Source organism: Novosphingobium sp., assembly GCF_030696665.1.
In the GTDB taxonomy this organism is placed as follows: domain Bacteria; phylum Pseudomonadota; class Alphaproteobacteria; order Sphingomonadales; family Sphingomonadaceae; genus Novosphingobium.
In genome coordinates this window covers 1-20,380 of record NZ_JAUYRV010000015.1, presented here as the reverse complement: position 1 = coordinate 20,380, position 20,380 = coordinate 1, and the positions used below count along the sequence as shown (strand labels likewise).

Below are 20,380 nucleotides of genomic sequence, written 5' to 3'. Positions count from 1 at the left end.
CTTCGGGTTCCGGCGTTTCTTTTTAGCTGAACGCCGCCTGTGGCAATCCATCGCCATCGTAGACAGGCTGCTTGGCCACAACCTTGTATTTGTCGACCTGCGCCCCGGTCATGCCGGCCTCGGCCAGATAGCCAGCCATCGCGCGATAAAGCGGCCCGTCGAGATGCTCGGCAAGCGCGGCTACGTCTTCCCACTCCTCGTAGACCCACACGCGCGCGGGCTTTAGCGGGTCGGCATTCCACACATAATGGATGCAGCCGCGCTCCTCATACGTCGGCAGGATGAACTGCGCCCCACCGCGCACCACCTCTGCTGCGTCCTGTCCGTCGAAATCGATCCAACCCCACAAGGTCACCCGCTCCATCCACGCTCTCCCGTTCTGCTTGAGGGCAAAGGGATAGCCAAAGCGGTGTGACGACGGAATTGGTCATTCCATCAGGTTGGTGGCGATGAATGGAATGGTGGACGCACTTGGGCTCGAACCAAGGACCCGCTGATTAAGAGTCAGCTGCTCTACCAACTGAGCTATGCGTCCATACCCGGCAAAGGGCGTGCCCGGAAATAGGCCGCATGGTGTGCGGCGGGGAAGGCGATGGTGGTGGACGCACTTGGGCTCGAACCAAGGACCCGCTGATTAAGAGTCAGCTGCTCTACCAACTGAGCTATGCGTCCATGCCATGCAGCATTCCCGTTCGGGAGCCGCCCCAATAACGATTTTCTGACGGCTGCCAAGCCCCAAATTGCAGTTTTACGAAAGGCCCTTCGGCGCGCTCCGGCTCCAGCGCTCCACCGCCATGATCGTGCCCACGCAGATCATGTTGGTCATCATCGATGAGCCGCCGTGGCTCATCCACGGCAGCGGGATGCCGACCACTGGCGCAAGGCCCATGACCATCATCAGATTGATGCACATGTAGAAGAAAATCGTCATCGTCATGCCGATCGCCAGCAGCCGCGAAAAGCGGTCTGGCGCGGCCAGGGCAACTTTCAGGCCCCAGCGGAAGATCAGCCCGAATACCACCAGCACGAAAAGCCCGCCGACCATGCCCCACTCCTCGGCCATCGTCGAAAATACGAAGTCGGTGTGTGATTCGGGCAGGTAATTGAGGTGGCTCTGCGACCCGTTGCCGAAGCCCTTGCCGATAAACCCACCTGAGCCAATCGCGATCTTCGATTGGGTAATATGATAGCCGGTGCCGAGTGGATCGCTTTCAGGATCAAGGAACACCAGCACGCGGTTGCGCTGATATTCGTGCAACAATGTGAAAAACGCGAGAGGCGCGATCACCAGTGCCGCCGCACCTGCGCCAAGGAACCAGCGCAGTGGCAGCCCCGCCATGAACATCACCACCACCGCGCCGAACGTGATGGCAAGCCCGGTGCCAAGGTCCGGCTGCAGCATCACCAGCCCCGCCGGAATGCCCAGCAGCACCGCCGCCGGTCCCAGCGCTCGCCAGCTCTGCGTCTCGCCCACCGGCAGCACCGAATAGAACCACGCCAGCACCAGCACGATGCCCGGCTTCATCAGCTCCGAAGGCTGCAGCGTCATGAATCCCAGATTCAGCCAGCGCTGGCTCCCTCCGCCCATGCCGCCAATCAGTTCCACCAGCACCAGCAGCGCGCACAGCACGCCATAGGCGGGCAGCGCCATCTTGCGGAACAGATCCTGCGGCAAACGCGCAATCACCATCGCCATCACCAGAAACACGCAAAACCGCATCACGTGTGAAAAGGCCCAGACATCGAACCTGCCGCCTGCTGCCGAATCCAGCACCGCTGCGCCAAACCCCACCAGCGCCATCAGCGGCAGCAGCACTCCCCACGGCTGACGCGCGATCGTGGCTGGCACATAGGCGCGTGGCATCATTGCCCTCCCGTTGCGGCAGGTGCGGCCGCGCCCGATGAAGCCGTGGGCGAAGGGCCGGGCGCTGTCTCCCGCGAAGGCACCTGTTCCGGCTCAGGCCTTGGTGCTGCGGCGTCGGTCTGCACTGTTGCTGGTGCTTCAGCGGGCTTGCGCCCTTCCTCTGCCTGCTCTGCCAGTTCCGCGTCATCGGGCACCGGCTTGGGCGCAGAAGCCCCGTACTTGGCGGCGAACACGTTATAGCGCGACGCCATGCGCTGCTGCACGTTGCCACCCCACTGGGCTTCAAAGCCTTCCAGCACTTCCATCGCCTTGGCCTGATCAAAGATGTACGTCATCACATCGCGCGCAATGGGGTAGGCCGCGCCCGACCCGCCACCATGCTCGATCACCACCGCGCAGGCATACTTCGGTTTGTCGAACGGTGCGAATGCGATGAAATGTCCGTGGTCGCGGTACTTCCACTGCCCGCTCTTGCCGTTGGCCACGTTCAGGCCAACGACTTGCGCCGTCCCGGTTTTGCCGGCCATCAGCACGTCCACCGGCAACTTGGCGCGCCCCGCCGTGCCTCGCCCGTTGACCACCTCGCTCATCGCCGCGTGGATATAATCGAGATGATCCTGCCGGAACCCCATAGACTTCGGCTGCGGGGCATTCCGGTCGAGCAACAGGCGTGGCATCACTTCACGTCCCGAAGCGATACGCGATGCCATCACGGCCTGCTGCAGCGGATTTGACAGCATGTAGCCTTGGCCGATGGTGGCGTTGACGGTGTCATAAACCGCCCATTCTTTGTCGTACTTTTTCTTCTTCCACGCAGGATCGGGCACCGTGCCATAGGACTGCCCCGGATAGGGCATCGGAAACTCCTGCCCCATCCCCAGCCGCCGCGCCATCTTGGCGATGGTGTCCATCCCGATCTTCTGTGCGAAGTGATAGAAGTAGACGTCGCAGGACTGGTAGATGGCCTTGGCCATGTCCACCGTGCCGTGTCCCCGCCGGTTCCAGCAATGGAACACCCGGTTGCCCACACGCAAGCCGCCACCGCAGCCGACGCTGGCCGAAGGATCAAGCCCCGCCTCAAGGAAAGACATGGCGATCATCGGCTTCACCGTCGACCCCGGCGGGTACAGTCCGCGCAGCACCTTGTTGCGCAAAGGCACGTGGTCATCCTCGGACAGCATCTTCCATTCGATGCGGCCAATCCCGTCGGAAAAGCTGTTGGGATCGAAGCTTGGCATCGATGCCATCGCCAGAATGTCGCCCGTCTCGCAGTCCATTACCACTACAGAGCCGGATTCCAGGCCGACGCGCCGCGCGGCATAATCCTGCAGCCCGGCATTGATCGTCAGCTGGATCGGCTTGCCCGGCACATCCTCACGCGTCCCCAGATCGCGCACGATCCGCCCCGAAGCCGTCGCCTCCACGCGCCGCGCGCCCGGCACCCCGCGCAGCCGCGTTTCGAAGTGCTTCTCCAGCCCGTCCTTGCCGATCTTGAACCCCGGCGTGACGAGCAGCGGATTGCGCTCCTTTTCGTAATCCTCAGCCGATGCCGCACCGACATAACCGACAAGGTGTCCCACTGCCGCTCCGGTTGGATAGAACCGGGAAAACCCCTGCTGCGGGATCACGCCCGGCAGTTCGGGCAGGCGCACCGTGACCGAGGCATAACGCTCCCAATCAAGGCTCGCCGCCACTTCAACCGGCTGAAACCCGCGTGCCTTGTCCAGCTTGTCACGAATATCGCGCACTTTGTCGGGCGGCAACGAAAGCAGGCCGGCCAGCGTCTCCATCGTGCGATCACGGTCAACCACGCGGTCAGGAATGATGTCCACGCGAAAATCCGCACGGTTTGAGGCCAGCGCCTTGCCAAACCGGTCCAGCACCCAGCCACGCCGGGGTGGGATCAGCGTCAGGTTGACGCGGTTGCTTTCCGAAGCCGCCTGATACTTCTCATTCTGCGCCACTGCCAGATAGCCCAGCCGCGTCGCCAGCATCAGCCCCACGCCGCCCTGCAACGCGCCCAGCACAAATGTGCGCCGCTCGAACCGGTTGGTCAGGACAGCCGACGTGACCGGCAGTTTTCCCATGCGTGTCAGAGCCTTTTCAACGGCAGCAGGCGGATACGGTCAAGCAGGGCCACCACACGTGTGACCACGGGATAGATCACCAGCGACAGCAGGATTTGCGGACCGATCACCAGCGGCAAGGGATACCCCGTCGCCAGCCCGGCCACCAGCGCGCATATTCCCAGATAGGCAGCGATCAAGCCGCTGGCCGCCAGCCAGTCTTGCGAAAACCCACGCCACAAAAACCGCTCGTCAACCACTTCAAGCACCAGCATCGTTACTGACCACAGCACGATACCCGATCCGAAGGGTTGCCCTGAATAAAGGTCGTCGAACAAACCCAGCGGCAGGCCTGCCCACACCGGCAACATGCCCGGACGCATCATCCGCCACGCAAGAAGCATCAAATAGGCCAGCGGCGGCACGACAGGGGCCGAGGCGATCACCGGCGAAAAGCTTGCCATTGATGCCAGCATGATCGTCGCCCACGGCAGGCCGGTGGCGAGCGCGGGCAGGGGCGCACGATTGATCCGCTTGCGTACAAGGTCTTCGGGCGATGCGGTCAGCTTCTCAAAGATCACGGCTCTTCAACAGCGGTCTTTGCACCGTCCTCGATCATGCGCTGAAGATCGTCACGGGCTTGTGCGCTGAACGCCTGTTCCACCACCACGTAAACATGGTCGGCGGGATCGGCAGCCAGATGGCCGGTCGCGCCATCACGGTTCGGCGCAGTCGCCACGGCAACAGGAATGCCGGGTGGGTAAAGACCGCCCGAACCGGAGGTGACGAAAACGTCGCCTTTTTTCACCGGATTGGTGCCCATGTTGATCAGGCGAATGTCGATCCGCCCATCGGATGCACCCTGCACAAAGGCTGAAAGTCCGTCGCTTGCCCGCCGCACCGGCACCACGTTGTCTGGGTCCGTCACCAGCAGCACACGCGCGGTTCTCGGCCCGGCCTCGATCACCCGGCCGATCAGGCCCGAGGCAGCGCGCACAGGCTGGCCGGGGCGCACGCCGTCGTTTGCGCCAACATCCAGCACCGCATAGCGCCGTGTGCTGGCCCCACTTGATCCGATCAGATGTGCTGACGCCACCGGACGGCGCACCGGGTCAACAATGCCAAGCAAAGCCTTCAACCGCCGGTTTTCGTCTTCCAGCGCCTGCATGGAAACCGCATTGGCACGCGCGGCATCCACTTCGCGGCGCAGTTCGGCGTTCTGCTGTCCGGCTTTGAAATAGGCCCCGATGGCTGCAAACACGCCTTGTCCAGTGGCGCGGCTCTCTGCGCTTGCCTTGCCCATAGGCCGTGCAACTTCGGCAGCAGCACTGCGCGCAAAGGAAAAAGCGTCCGGATTGATCAGCGATACCGTAAGCACGACAATGCCCGCCACGACGCCGAGGATGGCGATAACGTAGCCGGTGAATATCCCGTACTGCGCCCTGCGCGAATAGCCCGGGCGGCGGTCCGTCGGCCGCGCCATCCGTTCACCCTTTCAATCCGGCACGATGTGCCGCGCCGTCAAGCAACCCGTAAAAACCAGACCTTATGCGGTCATCAACACGCCGCGATAGATCGGATCTTCCATCGCGCGGCCAGTGCCCAGCGCCACGCAGGAAAGCGGGTCTTCGGCCACGCTCACAGGCAGGCCGGTTTCCTCGCGCAGATGCTCGTCCAGCCCGCGGATCAGCGCGCCACCACCGGTCAGCACGATGCCCTGATCGACGATGTCGGCCGCCAGTTCGGGCGCGGTGTTTTCCAGCGCGATGCGCACGCCTTCGACAATCGCGCCGATGGGCTCGGACAGCGCTTCGGCGATGTTCGCCTGCGTGATCGTGATTTCCTTGGGAACGCCGTTCACCAGATCGCGGCCCTTGATGTGGATGGTCTCACCAATCCCGTCAGCAGGGGCAGTGGCGATGCCATAATCCTTCTTGATCCGCTCTGCCGTGGCTTCACCGATCAGCAGGTTGTGATGGCGGCGGACATAGGAAACGATGGCTTCGTCCATCTTGTCCCCGCCCACGCGGACGCTGGTGGTATAAGCCAGACCGCGCAGCGAAAGCACGGCAACTTCGGTCGTGCCGCCGCCAATATCCACCACCATCGAACCAACCGGCTCGGTCACGGGCATGTCTGCCCCGATTGCCGCTGCCATCGGCTCAAGGATCAGGTAAACTTGGCTGGCCCCGGCGTTGCTGGCCGCGTCGCGAATGGCGCGGCGTTCCACGCTGGTTGAACCTGAAGGCACGCAGATCACGATTTCAGGGTAGCGCAGCAGGCTCTTCGATCCGTTCACCTTACGGATGAAGTGCTTGATCATTTCCTCGGCCACTTCGATGTCGGCGATCACGCCGTCACGCAGTGGACGAATGGCTTCGATGTTGTCCGGGGTCTTGCCCATCATCATCTTGGCATCGTCGCCCACGGCCTTCACGCGCTTGATGCCGTTGATCGTCTCGATGGCGACGACCGAAGGTTCGTTCAGCACAATGCCGCGATCCTGCACATAGACCAGCGTGTTCGCTGTGCCGAGGTCGATCGCAATATTCTGCGAACCAAATTTGAAGAATCGGGAAAAGATCGATGCCATCAGGAAATCCGTGAAAATCTGCGGTTTGGCGCGCGGGCACGTGCCAAACCCCGCGAATGTGAGCGCCCGGGAAGGCGGCTCATTAGCAGGCGATTCGTGCAAAGAACATGGGTTTGTGCCGGTTTGGTTGGATAACTTCGCAGCTTGTCTCGAAATAAATCGGGTTCGGCGCTAGTCCTCGAAAGACCATGCGAGTCATCCGCCGCCTTCCCGAAACTTTGATCAACCGCATCGCTGCCGGAGAGGTGGTTGAACGCCCAGCCAGCGCGCTCAAGGAACTGGTTGAAAACGCCATAGATGCGGGCGCAAACCACATTTTCGTGCGCCTGTCCGAAGGTGGTCTGGCGATGATCGAAGTGTCCGATGACGGCTGCGGGATGGGCGCAGGCGAGATCGCGCTGGCGCTCGAACGTCACGCCACATCCAAGCTTCCCGATGAAGCCATCGAAATGGTGGAAACTCTCGGCTTCCGGGGTGAGGCGCTGCCCTCCATCGCCTCGGTCGCGCGCGTCACCATCGAAAGCCGCCCCCAAGGCTCTGCCGATGGCTGGAAGCGGGTGGTTGATAACGGCGCTCTGGTCGAAGAAGGCCCTGCCGCCCTGCCGCCCGGCACGCGGGTGCGGGTCGAGCAGCTGTTCGAGAAAATCCCCGCCCGCCGCAAATTCCTGCGCAGCCCGCGTTCGGAATGGGCCGCTGCTTCGGACGTGGTGCGCCGCCTCGCAATGGCGCGCCCGGACTTGGGCTTCACGCTCGAACACGATGGTCGTCGCTCGATCCAGGTGCAGGGCGGGGAATCGCTCGAAGCCCGCGTCGCCCAGTTGGTCGCACGCGAACTGGCGGGCAATTCGGTCGAAGTCGATCTGCTGCGCGGCGATTACCACCTGACCGGCATTGCAGGTCTGCCCACCTACAATCGCGGTGTGGCCGATCACCAGTACCTGTTCGTCAACGGCCGCCCGGTGAAGGACCGCTTGCTGATCGGCGCGGTGCGCGGAGCCTATGCCGATATGCTGGCACGCGATCGCCACGCCGTGCTCGCGTTATTCCTGCAAGTCCCAGCGGGCGAGGTGGATGTGAACGTCCATCCCGCCAAATCCGAAGTCCGTTTCCGCGATCCGGCCTTCGTGCGCGGCATGGTCGTCTCCGGCCTGCGCCATGCGCTTTCCACCGGAGACCAGCGCAGTGCGCAAGCCCCATCGGCGAGTGCTATGGCGGCGTGGCAGGCTGAACCTATTTCTCCGGCAGGAGCAGCAAGTCCCTCACAGGGAAGCATTTTTGGCCAGACATGGCGCCCCGAACCGCGCGTCTCCGAAGCGGGCCTTGCGTGGCGAGGGTACGAGCAAGGCGTCATGGCCCCGCCGCAGGCGCGCGCCGAAGTTGCCGCAGAACTGGTGGTCGATGCGGCACAACATCCGCTTGGCGTAGCGCGCGGGCAGGTGTCCAACACTTACATCGTCGCGGAGGCGGAGGACGGCTTGGTCATCGTGGACCAACACGCAGCGCACGAACGGTTGGTCCTTGAACGCCTGCGCTCTGCCGGAGCGGGGCAGGGCACAGCACCGTCACAGGCCCTGCTGATCCCCGAAGTGGTCGAGCTTGAGGAGGTGGCCTGCGACCGGCTCGAGGAAGCCTCTGGGAAACTGGCAGAATTTGGCCTCGCACTGGAACGCTTCGGTCCGGGCGCCATGCTCGTCCGCGCCATCCCCGCCGCGCTCGCCAAGGGAGACCCGGCGAAGTTGGTCGCCGACGTCGCCGACGATCTCGCCCAGAACGGCGACGCGCTGCTCCTCGGTGAGAAACTCGACCTCGTCCTCGCCACGATGGCTTGCCACGGATCGGTTCGTGCCGGGCGCGTGCTTTCGGTGGCGGAGATGAATGCGCTTTTGCGCGAGATGGAGGTTACTCCACGGTCGGGCCAGTGCAATCACGGGCGGCCGACTTGGGTGAAGCTGGCGCATGGTGACATCGAGAAGCTGTTCGGGAGAAAGTAAAATGGCAAGATTAGCGTTTATACCACTGATTTTGCTGATACTTTCTGCATGCTCGGCGGAGCAGGAGCCGAGCGATGCCGAGGCGGTGGCGGCGGTTGAGGCGGCGCAGGATGGTAAGCATCCGGTTGAGCCGATTGCCCCGCAGGCGATACTTTATCCCGATATTTCAAAGCACAAGCTGCACGGCACCGGTTGCGCCTTCGTTGCAGACGGTGGCGGGATCGGCGCGGTGCTGCTGGCGCAGGACACGCGCGGCGTGTTGAAAGTGAACGGAGAAATCCAGATCCTTGCGCCCGATACCGGAGCGGCGAAGCTGCCCAAGGGAAGCTGGTCGCGCTATACCGGCAAGGAATATGCGCTGACGCTTACCGCGAGCGGGCCGGTGGAGGCGGTTGGGACCAGCGAGCATTTCGATGGCAAGCTGGTGATCACCGACGAGTTCGAACGGCCCGTTTATAGTGCAATCGGTGACGTGCAGTGCAAGGCGATTTAGACAGCGTTTCGAACAGGTTGCGGCAGTCTATGTGCGTCCAGGTGCGCGTAGGTGCATCTAGGTGCACTTCAGGATTGCGCGTTTTCCGCCTCGCGAACGCGGATCAGGCCGATGGATTTCATGGTCATCACCACCACGCCATCCTGATTATAAACCCTGACGTTTGAGCGGAAACTGCCCATCTCGGGCCGAGAACCACTGCGCTTCTTGTCGACGATTTCGGTTTCGACTGACAGCGTATCGCCGGGATAGACCGGCGTGAGCCAGCGGATTTCGTCCAGCCCCGGCGAACCGAGCCCCGCCTGCTTCCGCTCCTTGAGATTCTCGACCAGCATAGCCATCGTCATCGCGCAAGTGTGCCAGCCGCTGGCCGAAAGCCGCCCGAAATGGGTCTGCGCCGCCGCCTCGTCGCTGAGATGGAAGGCTTGTGGATCATATTTAGAAGCGAAATCAATCACTTCGTCGCGGTTAACCGCATAGCTGCCAAAGCGCTGCACCGCGCCGGGTTCAATATCTTCAAAATACATCATCCGCGCAGCATGACGCGCTACGCGGTGATGTCAACCGGTCGGTTAAATGGCGTCAGACGTTGAACTTGAAGTGCAGAACGTCGCCATCCTTCACCACGTATTCCTTACCTTCCTGACGCAGCTTTCCGGCATCGCGCGCAGCGGTTTCTCCACCCAGCGAAACGAAATCATCATAGGCGATGGTTTCGGCGCGGATGAAGCCGCGTTGCATGTCGGAGTGGATTTCTCCGGCGGCTTCGGGGGCCTTGGCGCCCTGATGCACGGTCCACGCGCGGGCTTCCTTGGGGCCGACGGTGAAGAAGGTGATGAGGTGCAGCAGATCGTAGCCCGAGCGGATCACGCGGGCGAGGCCGGTTTCGTGGAGGCCCATTTCCTCAAGGAAAACGGTGCGCTCTTCAGGGTCCATGCCGACCAGTTCGGATTCGATGGCAGCGGACACGATCACGGCATTCGCGCCTTCGGCCTTCGCCTTTTCGAACACGCGGGCGGAGAAGGCATTGCCGTTGGCGGCGCTCTCTTCCTCGACGTTGCAGACGTAGAGGACGGGTTTGGCGGTGAGCAATTGCGCCTGCGCAAACACGCGGGCTTCGTCGTCGTCCTTGGGCACGGTCAGGCGCGCGGGCTTGCCTTCGCGCAACAGTTCGAGCGCCTGGCCCAGCACCGAAGCGATGATCTTCGATTCCTTGTCGCCCTGCGCGGATTTCTTGATCGCGGCCGGAACGCGCTTTTCGAGGCTTTCGAGGTCTGAAAGCATAAGTTCGGTTTCGACCGTATCTGCATCGGATACCGGATCGACCTTGTTGTCGACGTGCTGGATGTCGTCATTTTCGAAGCAGCGCAGTACGTGGACGATGGCGTCCACTTCGCGGATGTTGCCAAGGAACTGGTTGCCCAGACCTTCACCCTTCGACGCGCCGCGCACCAGACCAGCGATATCGACGAATCCGAGCTGCGTAGGGATGATCTTCTGGCTGCCGGCGATCGCGGCCAGCTTGTCGAGCCGGGGATCGGGCACGCCGACATTGCCCACGTTCGGCTCGATCGTGCAGAACGGATAGTTCGCCGCCTGCGCCGCCTGCGTTTCAGTCAGCGCGTTGAACAGTGTCGACTTGCCGACATTGGGAAGACCGACGATCCCGCAACGAAAACCCATTCTCAAACTCCTTGGTTGGCCGGGCCTTTAGCGGGCGTGGAGGCATTTGGAAACCTTCACGGAAATTTCAGCATGAAGTGCGATTTTCGCGCGCATGAGAAAACATCTGCTGATTCTGTCCGCCGTGGCCTTGCTGAGCGCCTGTGGCGAGGATGCCGACCAGAAAATTGCCCGTGCGCGGCAGGAAATTGCCGAGATGCGGCTTGGGGCGGCAAAGGTCGATCTGTCTGCCGCACTGGCCGAGAAGGGCGATGATCCGGCGCTTCTGCGCATGCTGGCGGCGGTGCAACTGCGCATGGGCGATGGCGACGGGGCCGAGGCCACTGCAGCGCGCATGGAGCGGGCCGGGATGAAGGGGCCAGAGCTTGCGCTGGTGCGCGGCGAGGCTGCCGTGTTGCGCGGGCGGCCAGAGGATGCGCTTGCCTTGGTGGCACAGGACAAATCGCCCGCAGCGTGGCGCGTTCGGGCGGCGGCAAAGCTGGCGTTGAAGGATCAGGAAGGGGCGCTGGCCGCGCTCCGCCAAGGGGCAGCAGCGGGCGATGATGCGTTGTTGCTGCGCGATTATGCCAAGTTCCTGATCGAGGCGAATGATCTGGATGGCGCGGCGCAGCAGGTGGCGGTGCTCGACCGGATTGCGCCCGATGGCTTTGATGGGCCGATGCTGAAAGCGGATATTGCCGCGCGGCGCGGGCGCATGGCTGAGGCGCATGGCGTGCTGACCAAACTGGCCGAGCGTTACCCGGCGGTGCCCGAGCCGTGGATTGCGCGGGCCGATGTCTACGACATGGAAGGCAAGCTGGACGATGCGATCAAGATGACGGAGAAGGCGGCGGAGCTTGCGCCTGCCGATCCGCGCGTGGTGGCATTGCAGGTGCAGTTTGCCTCGATGAAGGGTGATTGGGAGAAGGTCCGCTCAACCTTGGCGAGTCAGGAGGCGACGCTTGATCCGCTGTCTGCCAACGGGCTGACTTATGCCGAGGCGATGCTGCGACTGAACCATCCCGAACAGGCGCGCGCGATGTTCCAACGGGCGCTGACGCGGTCTCCGAACAATCCCTATGCGCGGCTGATGCTGGCGCAATCGCAGATGGCGACGGGGGATGCTGCAGCGGCCTATGCGACGGTGAAGCCACTGTCGGACAGCCTGCTGGCGGGGCCTCAGGAACTGGAACTGGCGGAGATGGCAGCCAAGGCGCTGGAAAGCCCCGATGCGCCCCAGCTTTCGGCGCGATTGGCGGCGGCCAAGGCCGGGACATCGCAAGGCCTGATCCGTCAGGGCGAGAAGGCAATGGCGACGCAGGACTGGAACGGCGCCGCCGCGGCTTATGGCCAATTGGCCGCGACGGGCGACGATGCCGAAGTGATGAAGCGTCTGGCGATGGCGCTGAGCCATCTGGGTCGCACCGATGAGGCGATCAAGGCTGCTGACCGGGCGCGGGCGATCAAGCCCGAAGATCCAGACACAACTTATATGGCAGGCTATGTGCGTGCCGCAGGCGGCAAGGATGTGGCCACCGGGATTGCCCTGCTGAAACAAGCAAGCGAGGCCGCACCACAGAACGTAACGTTCCGGCGCAGCCTCGCAAGATTTTCAGTAGTGCAGGGAGGCTGATCGCAGCCACCTTCGCTGATTACGCTCGTCCCGCTTTGCAACGTGGTTCTCAGTTTCATCATGCTGAACTTGGTTCAGCATCCATCTTCCAACACGAACAGCCGTGCGAGTGGCCAGATGGACCCTGAAACAAGTTCAGGGTGACGGACTAGAGAAACGGTAGGCGAACGGGACTAGCGTTTAGATTGCCTTCAAGCGCGCGGCTTGACCTTGCGCGAGCGGGCAAAGCCGATGCCGAGCAGGCCCAGAGCCATCATGCCAAGCATGCCGGGTTCAGGAACAGCCGTACCGCCGGTGCTGGTGGTGGTGCCGCCCGTGGTGGTTCCGCCGGTCGTCGTCGTGCCGCCAGTCGTCGTGCCGCCAGTGGTCGTGGTTCCGCCGGTGGTCGTTCCGCCGGTCGTGGTGCCGCCCGAGGTGGTGGTGCCGCCCGTGGTCGTGCCACCGGTGGTGGTTCCGCCGGTCGTCGTGCCGCCAGTGGTGGTGCCGCCTGTGGTCGTGCCACCGGTGCTGGTTCCACCGCACTGGCCGCTGTGGCCGCAGTTGCAATAGTGCTTGTGGGTCAGTGTCGTCCACCACGTGGCGTGTGCCGGAGTGGCCATTGCAGTGCCGAGCGCAACCGTTGCGACCGCTGTGAGAAACTTCTTCGTCATTACAACCTCCACACCCTGAGACTTGGTTGACACGATACACAGCAAAGGCCGTGCCAAGTTCGTAAAATCAGGGGTTTCGATGGTTAACAAAGGTTTCAAACGGCACAGAGTGTCAGGAAGTTCGACAGTTTTGCATTGCTGAAGTGTTACCGCATCGAGCGAGATCAGCCCTGCTGGCGCAGCGCGATGTCGTTCATGAAGCGCACATCGTCACCTTTCGCGAGCCATTCTGCTTCGGAAGCGATTGCGCCGAGCATACCGACAAGGTCATCCTGTTCGGCCTTTGCGTAATTGCCGAGGACGTAGCCGGTGACACGGTCCTTGTGGCCGGGATGGCCGATGCCAAGGCGCACGCGGCGGAAATCCGCGCCGAGGTGCTGATCGATGGAGCGCAACCCGTTGTGCCCGGCAGTGCCGCCGCCCTGCTTCACCTTCACCTTGAACGGGGCGAGATCGAGTTCATCATGGAACACGGTCAGCGCTTCGATGCCGAGCTTGTAGAAGCGCATTGCTTCGCCCACGGCGCGGCCGCTTTCGTTCATGAAAGTGGCGGGCTTGAGCAGGAGGACTTTTTGCGTGCCGATGCGGCCTTCCTGCAGCCAGCCCTGGAACTTCTTTTGCACCGGGCCGAAGCTGTGAACTTCGGCGAGGGTGTCCAGCGCCATAAAGCCGACGTTGTGGCGGTGCAGCGCATATTGCGGTCCGGGGTTTCCGAGGCCGACCCAGAGTTGCATGTGCGGTAGGTTCCCTTTGGCTGAAGTGACCGAGGTAGTGAAAGACCCACCCCGCTGCGACTAACTTCACTACGTTCAGCAAGTCTCGCGGCCCTCCCGCCTGCGGGAGGGCGTACACTCCCCTCCCGCAGGCGGGAGGGGTTGGGGGTGGGCAATAGCGCAAACGCGCGATCCAAAAAAGAACCCCTCCCGCATTGAAGCGGAAGGGGCTGCTTTTTGGTGCCTGCCGGAGCAGGCAAAGACTGGCTATCAGCCTTCGGCTGCAGCTTCGCCTTCTTCGCTCTTGAGCGAGGAAGGAGCCACGATCGTTGCGATGGTGAAATCGCGGTCGGTGATCGCGGGCTTTACGCCAGCAGGAAGCGTGACAGCGCTGATGTGGATGGAATCGCCCACTTCATAACCGGCAACGTCAACGACGATGTCATCGGGGATCGCGTCAGGCGAGCAGATCATTTCCAGCTCGTGGCGAACCACGTTGAGGATGCCGCCCTTCTTGAGGCCGGGCGACTTTTCTTCGTTGATGAAGACGACCGGAACATCGACGTGAACGACCGAGTCCTTCGATACGCGCAGGAAATCTGCGTGCAGCGGACGGTCAGTCACCGGATGGAAGGCGACGTCCTTGGGCAGGGTGCGGATGGTCTTGCCACCAACAGCGAGTTCGACAACCGAGTTGAGGAAGTGGCCGGTGCTCAGCGCCTTGTTGAGCGCCTTTTCTTCCAGATGGATCGCAACCGGTTCTTCATTGCCGCCATAGATCACGGCGGGGATGCGGCCTTCGCGACGCAGTGCATGGGAGGCTCCCTTGCCAACCCGATCGCGCGTCTCGGCCGACAGCGTAAGCGTCTCGCTCATGTGTCAGTACCTTCCAAGAATGCTTTGTTTCAAAACTTCCTCCGCCACGCCTCCAGGGATGACCATGACAGGGAAGCGGCGGCCCTTAGCGGGTTTGCCGGGAAATGCAAGGTTGGAGTGGAGTTACATCCGTGCAAGGCGTTCAGCCAGATCATCGAACAGGGCGGGGCTGGCGGCACCGATCAGGCCGGGGTCGAGGTGGGTATCGACGCGGTAGGGCGCGCCATCGGGGCGTGCGGCCTTTCCGCCCGCTTCGTTGAGGAACAGGACTCCGGCGGCGTGGTCCCACGCATAAGTGCGTTCGAACAGCGAGACGTCGTTCTGGCCCAGCGCGATGCGGGGGTATTGTTCGGCGGCGCAGCGGGGGATGTCTACCAAGGCATAGTGCGGGGCGATGTGTTCCATCAGGGCTGCACGTTTGGACTTGTCGACGAAAACCACGGAGATGGCGGCGATAGGCTTGTCCGCGCCGCTGGTGCGCGCAGTCAGGCGCTCGCCATTGAGCCACGCGCCGTGGCCACGATGGGCGGTGCAGAGGCGGCCAGTCAGCGGGTCGTAGATCCAGCCTGCCACCGTCTCGCCTTTCTCGGCAAGCGCCAAGAGGATGCCGAAGGGTGGCTTTCCGGCGGCGTAGTTGTTGGTGCCGTCGAGCGGATCGATGATCCAGCACAGCTTGTTGGACAGGCGGTCGAAGATGGCGGGATCGGCGTGGGCGGCTTCCTCGCCGACGATGGCGGCTTCGGGCAGGATTTTCGCCAGGCCCTCGGCGAGCATGATTTCGCTCTCGGTGTCGGCGATGGTGACCACATCGTCGGCGGCCTTGTTGGTCACGTCATCGCTGGCGAGGCGCTGGTAGTGCTTGAGCAGCGTTTTCTCTGCCGTGTCGCGCATGAGGGCGGCGACGGCGGTGTCGAGAGCGCGGGTCATGAGCGGTAGTCGGCGTTGATGGAGATGTAGCCGTGGGTGAGGTCGCACGTCCAGACGGTGGCTTGGCCGAGGCCTAGGCCGAGATCGACTTCGATGGAAATATCGCGGCCTTTCAGGTGTTTGGCGACGGGAGTTTCGTCGTAGTCTGAAAGAGGCTGGCCATCGCGGGCGGCCCATGTGCCGCCGAACCCAATGGAGAGGCGGTCGCGGTCGGCGGGTTCGCCTGCCTTGCCCACGGCCATGACGACGCGGCCCCAGTTGACGTCCTCGCCCGCGATGGCGGTCTTGACCAGGGGGGAGTTGGCGATGGCGAGGCCGACTTTGCGGGCGCTTTCATCTGACACTGCGCCCGAGACGCTGACCGCGATGAACTTCTGCGCGCCTTCGCCATCGCGCACGACGAGGTGGGCGAGTTGGCGGCACACGTCTGCAAGCGCGGCGGCGAAGGCGTCTGCGCCGGGGCTGTCAGGGCCGGTCAACGGGGCGTTGCCTGCCTTGCCGGTGGCGAAGGCGAGGACGGTGTCGCTGGTGGAAGTGTCGCTATCGACCGTGATGCACGAGAATGTGTGGCGGTTGGCGGCGGACAGGCATTCCTGCAGGAAGGCAGGGGAAACGGCGGCGTCGGTGAAGATGTAGCCGAGCATCGTGGCCATGTCTGGCGCGATCATGCCGCTGCCCTTGATGATGGCGCTGAGCGTGACGCGCGTATCGCCGATCATTGCGCTGGCGGTCGCGCCCTTGGTGAAGGTGTCGGTGGTGCCGATGGTGCGGGCGGCGTCTTCCCATGTGCATGGTGCGGCGAGCAGAGCGGCTTCGATGCCGGTGCGGGCCTTGTCCTTGGGCAGGGGCACGCCGATGACGCCGGTGGAGGAGACGAAGACGGCCTCCTTTGCGCAGCCGAGGTGCGTGGCGACCTGCTCCATGATCTGCTCCACCGCCTCACGGCCGCGGTAGCCGGTGAAGGCGTTGGAATTGCCGGCGTTGACCACCAGCGCGCGGGCCTGTCCTTGGGCGATGTTCTGGCGGCCTAGTTCGACTTCGGACGAGCAGCACACGTTGCGCGTGAAGACGCCTGCGACGGCGGTGCCTTCGGCCAGTTCGACGTAGGTCAGGTCACAGCGGCCCCAGTCCTTGTACCCGGCGCGGGCGACGCGCGGGGTGACGCCTGCGATGGCAGGCACGGCGGGGAAGGGTGTGGCGAGTGGGGAGACAGCATCGGACATAGTGGAAGCGCCTAGCGTGCGCCGGGGCGGGGTTCAACTGCTTGCGCGCGACGAGCAGGTGCGTTTTCGTGATGGACGAATGCGCCCTGAGTGCCTATCTCCCCCGGCGATGCGCATTCTGCTTGCTTTGCTGGCCATGATTACGGGCCTTTCGTTGCCGGAGGTGGCCATGGCCGTCTCGCGCGCGGAAGTGGCCGAGGCTGGGGTTGCGGCGGGTGGTGTGGAAATGGCAGAGCGGCTGCAAAAGCGCTGCATCTGTCGTGGTGGCGCTGTCCCGCAAAAGCGCACCAACGCCCGCCGCAAGACGGTGTGGCTTCCCGTTCCGGCGCTAGTCCGGTCCAACAGCATCTACCTGAGCGACCGCGCGCGCCAATAGCGCTGCGAATCCGCATATCCCTTTTCCGGCAAGGGCCTTGGCCTGCCGAGGCGCGTTTTGCGCGCCACTCCCCCTATACATCAGAATTTACAGGAAAATCCCGTCTATGCTCGGCTCCATCGCCAAGGCCCTTTTCGGCTCATCCAACGACCGTTACGTCAAGTCGCTCGACAAGATCGTCCGCCAGATCGCGGCTTTCGAACCCCACCTGCAGGGGCTTTCGGACGAAGAACTGACCGCCCAGACGCCGAAGTTCCGGCAGATGCTGAACGATGGGACAGCGCTGGATGACATCCTGCCCGAAGCCTTTGCCACGGTGCGCGAGGCGTCGGTGCGGACGCTTGGGCTGCGGCACTTCGATGTGCAGATGATCGGCGGCATCGTGCTGCATCGCGGCGAGATTGCCGAAATGCGCACGGGTGAAGGCAAGACGCTGGTCGCGACACTGGCGGTCTATCTGAACGCGCTGGAGCGCAAGGGCGTTCACGTGGTGACGGTCAACGATTACCTCGCCCGCCGCGACGCCGAGACGATGGGCGTGCTTTACAAGTTTCTTGGCCTGACTGTGGGCGTGATCGTGCCCAATCTGGGTGAGGAGCAGCGGCGCGAAGCTTATAATTCCGACATCACGTATGCCACCAACAACGAGTTGGGCTTCGATTATCTCCGCGACAACATGAAGCACACGCGCGATCACATGGTGCACCGCCCGTTCAACTTCGCGATTGTCGACGAAGTTGACTCGATCCTGATTGACGAAGCGCGCACGCCGCTGATCATTTCCGGGCCGACCGACGACAAGAGCGATCTCTATGTATCGGTCGATGCGATCGTGAAAACGATCGACCCTTCGCTCTATGACGCCGACGAGAAGACCAAGAACATCACACTGACTGAAGACGGGGTGGAATGGGTCGAGCGCGCGCTGGAAACGGCGGGGCTGCTGGAAGGGTCGAACCTTTACGACGTCGAGAACACGATGGTCGTCCATCACCTCGATCAGGCGCTCAAGGCCAACGTCATGTTCAAGCGTGACATCGATTACATCGTCAAGGACGATAAAATCGTCATCATCGATGAGTTCACCGGCCGCATGATGGACGGTCGACGCTGGTCAAACGGTTTGCACCAGGCGGTGGAAGCCAAGGAAGGCGTGCGCATCGAACCTGAAAACCAGACGATGGCTTCGATCACGTTCCAGAACTTCTTCCGCATGTACCCCAAGATTTCGGGCATGACCGGCACAGCAGCGACCGAAGCGCCCGAATTCTTTGACATTTACAAGATGAATGTCGTTTCGATCCCGACCAACGTGCCGGTGCTGCGCGTGGACGAGGAAGACGAGTTCTACAAGAACACGATGGACAAGTTTGGCGCCATCGCCAAGCTGATCCGCGAGAAGTACGAGAACGGGCAGCCCGTGCTGGTGGGAACGGTTTCCATCGAAAAGTCAGAGCTGCTTTCGGACTTCCTGCAGAAAGAAGGGGTCAAGCACAACGTGCTGAACGCCCGCTTCCACGAGATGGAAGCGCATATCGTGGCGCAGGCCGGCCGTTTGGGCGCGGTGACCATCGCCACCAATATGGCGGGGCGTGGCACCGACATTCAGCTGGGCGGCAATGTGGAATTCCTGACCGAGGACGAGCTGCGCGACGTGCCCGCAGGGCCGGAACGCGATGCCGGAATTGCGCGGATCAAGGCGGAAGTGGCTGAGGAAAAGGCCAAGGTTCTGGCCGCCGGTGGGCTTTGCGTGATCGGCACCGAGCGCCACGAAAGCCGCCGTATCGACAACCAGCTGCGCGGGCGTTCCGGCCGTCAGGGCGATCCGGGCATGAGCAAGTTCTACCTCTGCCTTGAGGACGACCTGCTGCGCATTTTCGGGCCGGACACGCTGTTCTCACGCATGATGAACAACAATCTGGCCGATGGCGAGGCGATTGGTTCGAAGTGGCTTTCGAAAGCGATCGAGACTGCGCAGAAGAAGGTTGAAGCGCGCAACTACGACATCCGCAAGCAGGTCGTCGAATACGATGACGTGATGAACGATCAGCGCAAGGTCATCTACGAACAGCGCGCCGACATCATGGATGCCGATGCGGTGGACGATGTGGTGGCTGACATGCGCCACGACACCGTCAACGGCATTGTCGGCGATGCCTGCCCTCCCGGTTCCTATCCAGAACAGTGGAACGTCGTGGCGCTCAAGGCCCGCGTCGAGGAAGTGCTTGGCATGGAAGTGCCCATCGACGAGTGGATGCAGGAAGAGGCGATCGAGCCGGACATGATCGAGGAGCGTATCCAGACGCTGGCCGATGCAAAGATGGACGAGAAGGTCAACGAGGTCGATGCCTCAGCCTGGCGCGGGCTGGAAAAGTCGATCCTGCTTGAGCGGCTCGATAATCACTGGAAGGAGCACCTCGCCACGCTTGATGCGCTGCGGCAGGTCGTGTTCCTGCGTGCCTATGCCCAGAAGACGCCGATCAACGAATACAAGCAGGAAGCGTTCGGCCTGTTCGAGAAGATGCTTGAAGCGATCCGCGAGGACGTGACGCGCATCCTGATGACCAGCGAGATCCGTCTGCGTCCGATGGACGATTTCGAGCTGCCCGAACTGCCCGATTTCCTGACCAGCCACATCGATCCGTTTACGGGCGAGAACGACGCCATTGCGCCGACGCCAGCGCCGGCGATGTTTGGCGCGCTGCCGCCGCAGGCGGGCGGGACGCTGCTGGCAGGTGCTGCGGCGCAGGGGCTTGGCGATGATCCTTATGCCGGTTCGGGTATCAGCCGCAATGCGGCCTGCCCCTGCGGATCGGGCAAGAAGTACAAGCACTGCCACGGCATTGCCGCCTGAGGCTCACGGTCTGGATGCGGAAGGCGCAAACCCCCGGTCGACGTGATCCGGGGGAGCGGTGCGGCATTTGCAGTCCGGCGCAAGCGGTTGATGCGCGTGGTAAATCGTTCCACCGCTAGTTTGCCAATATGTGTCTGCCGCTCATTGCAGGACCGGGTTTTGTTGCTAGACTGACAGCATAAGAACAAGAAGACAAAGGGTCGCGCCAGTTCAAAGCCTTGAGGGGGCGCGCGCGCAATGAAGTTTGGATTTTCGGGGAGAAACGTGCAGGCAGGCTTGCGGCCTTGCCACAGTGCGTTCGCGCGCGGTTTCGCAGCGTTTGCGATTGCCGCCATTCCCGCGGCGGTCTCCGCTCAAGGTGTGCCTTCTGGTCAGGCGGTCAGCCCGCCGACGCGTGACGACCTTCGCGGCACCACCACGCAATCACCGCAAGCGCCATCGCGCCTTTCGATCAAAGGC

At 62.6% G+C, this 20,380-nt stretch carries 18 protein-coding genes and 2 tRNA genes; 5 read left to right on the top strand and 15 right to left on the bottom strand.

The window, feature by feature from the left end; genetic code table 11:
* Positions 1 to 22 precede the first annotated feature (22 nt).
* From Q8R81_RS03820 to Q8R81_RS03785, 8 genes are all read right to left on the bottom strand, one after another.
* Positions 23 to 364 (bottom strand): putative quinol monooxygenase, encoded by a 342-nt coding sequence (locus tag Q8R81_RS03820; protein ID WP_305616121.1) that lies wholly within the window; start codon positions 362 to 364, stop codon positions 23 to 25.
* A gap of 95 nt (positions 365 to 459) precedes the next feature.
* A tRNA-Lys gene (locus Q8R81_RS03815) sits at positions 460 to 535 on the bottom strand.
* A gap of 61 nt (positions 536 to 596) precedes the next feature.
* A tRNA-Lys gene (locus tag Q8R81_RS03810) sits at positions 597 to 672 on the bottom strand.
* 76 nt (positions 673 to 748) lie between these two features.
* A complete protein-coding gene (rodA, locus tag Q8R81_RS03805) occupies positions 749 to 1,864 on the bottom strand; it encodes a rod shape-determining protein RodA (protein WP_305616120.1) in 1,116 nt (371 codons plus the stop codon).
* The gene (mrdA, locus tag Q8R81_RS03800; protein ID WP_305616119.1) at positions 1,864 to 3,951 is read right to left on the bottom strand and encodes a penicillin-binding protein 2; all 2,088 of its coding nucleotides are present in this window, start codon (positions 3,949 to 3,951) and stop codon (positions 1,864 to 1,866) included. The genes rodA and mrdA overlap by 1 nt, the downstream gene beginning before the upstream one ends.
* Before the next feature lie 5 nt (positions 3,952 to 3,956).
* Positions 3,957 to 4,511, bottom strand: coding sequence for a rod shape-determining protein MreD (locus Q8R81_RS03795; RefSeq protein WP_305616118.1), 555 nt, complete (start codon positions 4,509 to 4,511; stop codon positions 3,957 to 3,959).
* Positions 4,508 to 5,413 (bottom strand): rod shape-determining protein MreC, encoded by a 906-nt coding sequence (gene mreC / locus Q8R81_RS03790; protein ID WP_305616117.1) that lies wholly within the window; start codon positions 5,411 to 5,413, stop codon positions 4,508 to 4,510. The genes Q8R81_RS03795 and mreC overlap by 4 nt, the downstream gene beginning before the upstream one ends.
* A 63-nt stretch (positions 5,414 to 5,476) precedes the next feature.
* The gene (locus Q8R81_RS03785; RefSeq protein ID WP_292621288.1) at positions 5,477 to 6,523 is read right to left on the bottom strand and encodes a rod shape-determining protein; all 1,047 of its coding nucleotides are present in this window, start codon (positions 6,521 to 6,523) and stop codon (positions 5,477 to 5,479) included.
* Between the two features lie 188 nt (positions 6,524 to 6,711).
* On the opposite strand from Q8R81_RS03785, the gene mutL reads away from it, so the two are divergent.
* The gene (mutL, locus tag Q8R81_RS03780) at positions 6,712 to 8,514 is read left to right on the top strand and encodes a DNA mismatch repair endonuclease MutL (RefSeq protein ID WP_305616116.1); all 1,803 of its coding nucleotides are present in this window, start codon (positions 6,712 to 6,714) and stop codon (positions 8,512 to 8,514) included.
* Between the two features lie 31 nt (positions 8,515 to 8,545).
* Positions 8,546 to 9,007 carry a hypothetical protein gene (locus Q8R81_RS03775; RefSeq protein ID WP_305616115.1) on the top strand — a complete coding sequence of 154 codons (462 nt, stop codon included), beginning with the start codon at positions 8,546 to 8,548 and terminating at the stop codon, positions 9,005 to 9,007.
* A gap of 68 nt (positions 9,008 to 9,075) precedes the next feature.
* On the opposite strand, the gene Q8R81_RS03770 is transcribed toward Q8R81_RS03775, so the two are convergent.
* Together Q8R81_RS03770 and ychF are read right to left on the bottom strand one after the other, a co-directional pair.
* A complete protein-coding gene (locus Q8R81_RS03770) occupies positions 9,076 to 9,537 on the bottom strand; it encodes a MaoC family dehydratase (RefSeq protein ID WP_305616114.1) in 462 nt (153 codons plus the stop codon).
* A 52-nt stretch (positions 9,538 to 9,589) separates the two neighbouring features.
* On the bottom strand, positions 9,590 to 10,690 hold the full coding sequence (ychF, locus tag Q8R81_RS03765; RefSeq protein WP_305616113.1) for a redox-regulated ATPase YchF: 1,101 nt from the start codon (positions 10,688 to 10,690) through the stop codon (positions 9,590 to 9,592).
* Between the two features lie 94 nt (positions 10,691 to 10,784).
* Here ychF and Q8R81_RS03760 point away from each other — a divergent pair, with 94 nt between their 5' ends.
* Entirely contained in the window at positions 10,785 to 12,302 is a 1,518-nt protein-coding gene (locus Q8R81_RS03760) for a tetratricopeptide repeat protein (RefSeq protein ID WP_305616112.1), read from the top strand.
* A gap of 191 nt (positions 12,303 to 12,493) precedes the next feature.
* Here Q8R81_RS03760 and Q8R81_RS03755 read toward each other — a convergent pair whose 3' ends face one another.
* From Q8R81_RS03755 to argJ, 5 genes are all read right to left on the bottom strand, one after another.
* Positions 12,494 to 12,952, bottom strand: coding sequence for a PEP-CTERM sorting domain-containing protein (locus Q8R81_RS03755; protein ID WP_305616111.1), 459 nt, complete (start codon positions 12,950 to 12,952; stop codon positions 12,494 to 12,496).
* Positions 12,953 to 13,116: 164 nt separating this feature from the next.
* Positions 13,117 to 13,686: an aminoacyl-tRNA hydrolase gene (pth, locus tag Q8R81_RS03750; RefSeq protein ID WP_305616110.1), complete on the bottom strand. Its 570-nt coding sequence runs from the start codon at positions 13,684 to 13,686 to the stop codon at positions 13,117 to 13,119.
* A 249-nt stretch (positions 13,687 to 13,935) separates the two neighbouring features.
* A complete protein-coding gene (locus Q8R81_RS03745) occupies positions 13,936 to 14,541 on the bottom strand; it encodes a 50S ribosomal protein L25/general stress protein Ctc (RefSeq protein WP_305616109.1) in 606 nt (201 codons plus the stop codon).
* 123 nt (positions 14,542 to 14,664) lie between these two features.
* The gene (locus tag Q8R81_RS03740) at positions 14,665 to 15,468 is read right to left on the bottom strand and encodes an inositol monophosphatase family protein (RefSeq protein WP_305616108.1); all 804 of its coding nucleotides are present in this window, start codon (positions 15,466 to 15,468) and stop codon (positions 14,665 to 14,667) included.
* Positions 15,465 to 16,691, bottom strand: a complete 1,227-nt coding sequence (gene argJ / locus Q8R81_RS03735; RefSeq protein WP_305616107.1) for a bifunctional glutamate N-acetyltransferase/amino-acid acetyltransferase ArgJ — start codon at positions 16,689 to 16,691, stop codon at positions 15,465 to 15,467. The genes Q8R81_RS03740 and argJ overlap by 4 nt, the downstream gene beginning before the upstream one ends.
* A 109-nt stretch (positions 16,692 to 16,800) precedes the next feature.
* Between argJ and Q8R81_RS03730 the strand changes: the two genes are divergently transcribed.
* Both Q8R81_RS03730 and secA read left to right on the top strand, forming a co-directional pair.
* Positions 16,801 to 17,067 (top strand): hypothetical protein, encoded by a 267-nt coding sequence (locus tag Q8R81_RS03730; protein ID WP_305616106.1) that lies wholly within the window; start codon positions 16,801 to 16,803, stop codon positions 17,065 to 17,067.
* Positions 17,068 to 17,173: 106 nt separating this feature from the next.
* A complete protein-coding gene (gene secA / locus Q8R81_RS03725) occupies positions 17,174 to 19,921 on the top strand; it encodes a preprotein translocase subunit SecA (protein ID WP_305616105.1) in 2,748 nt (915 codons plus the stop codon).
* The last annotated feature ends 459 nt before the right edge of the window (positions 19,922 to 20,380 follow it).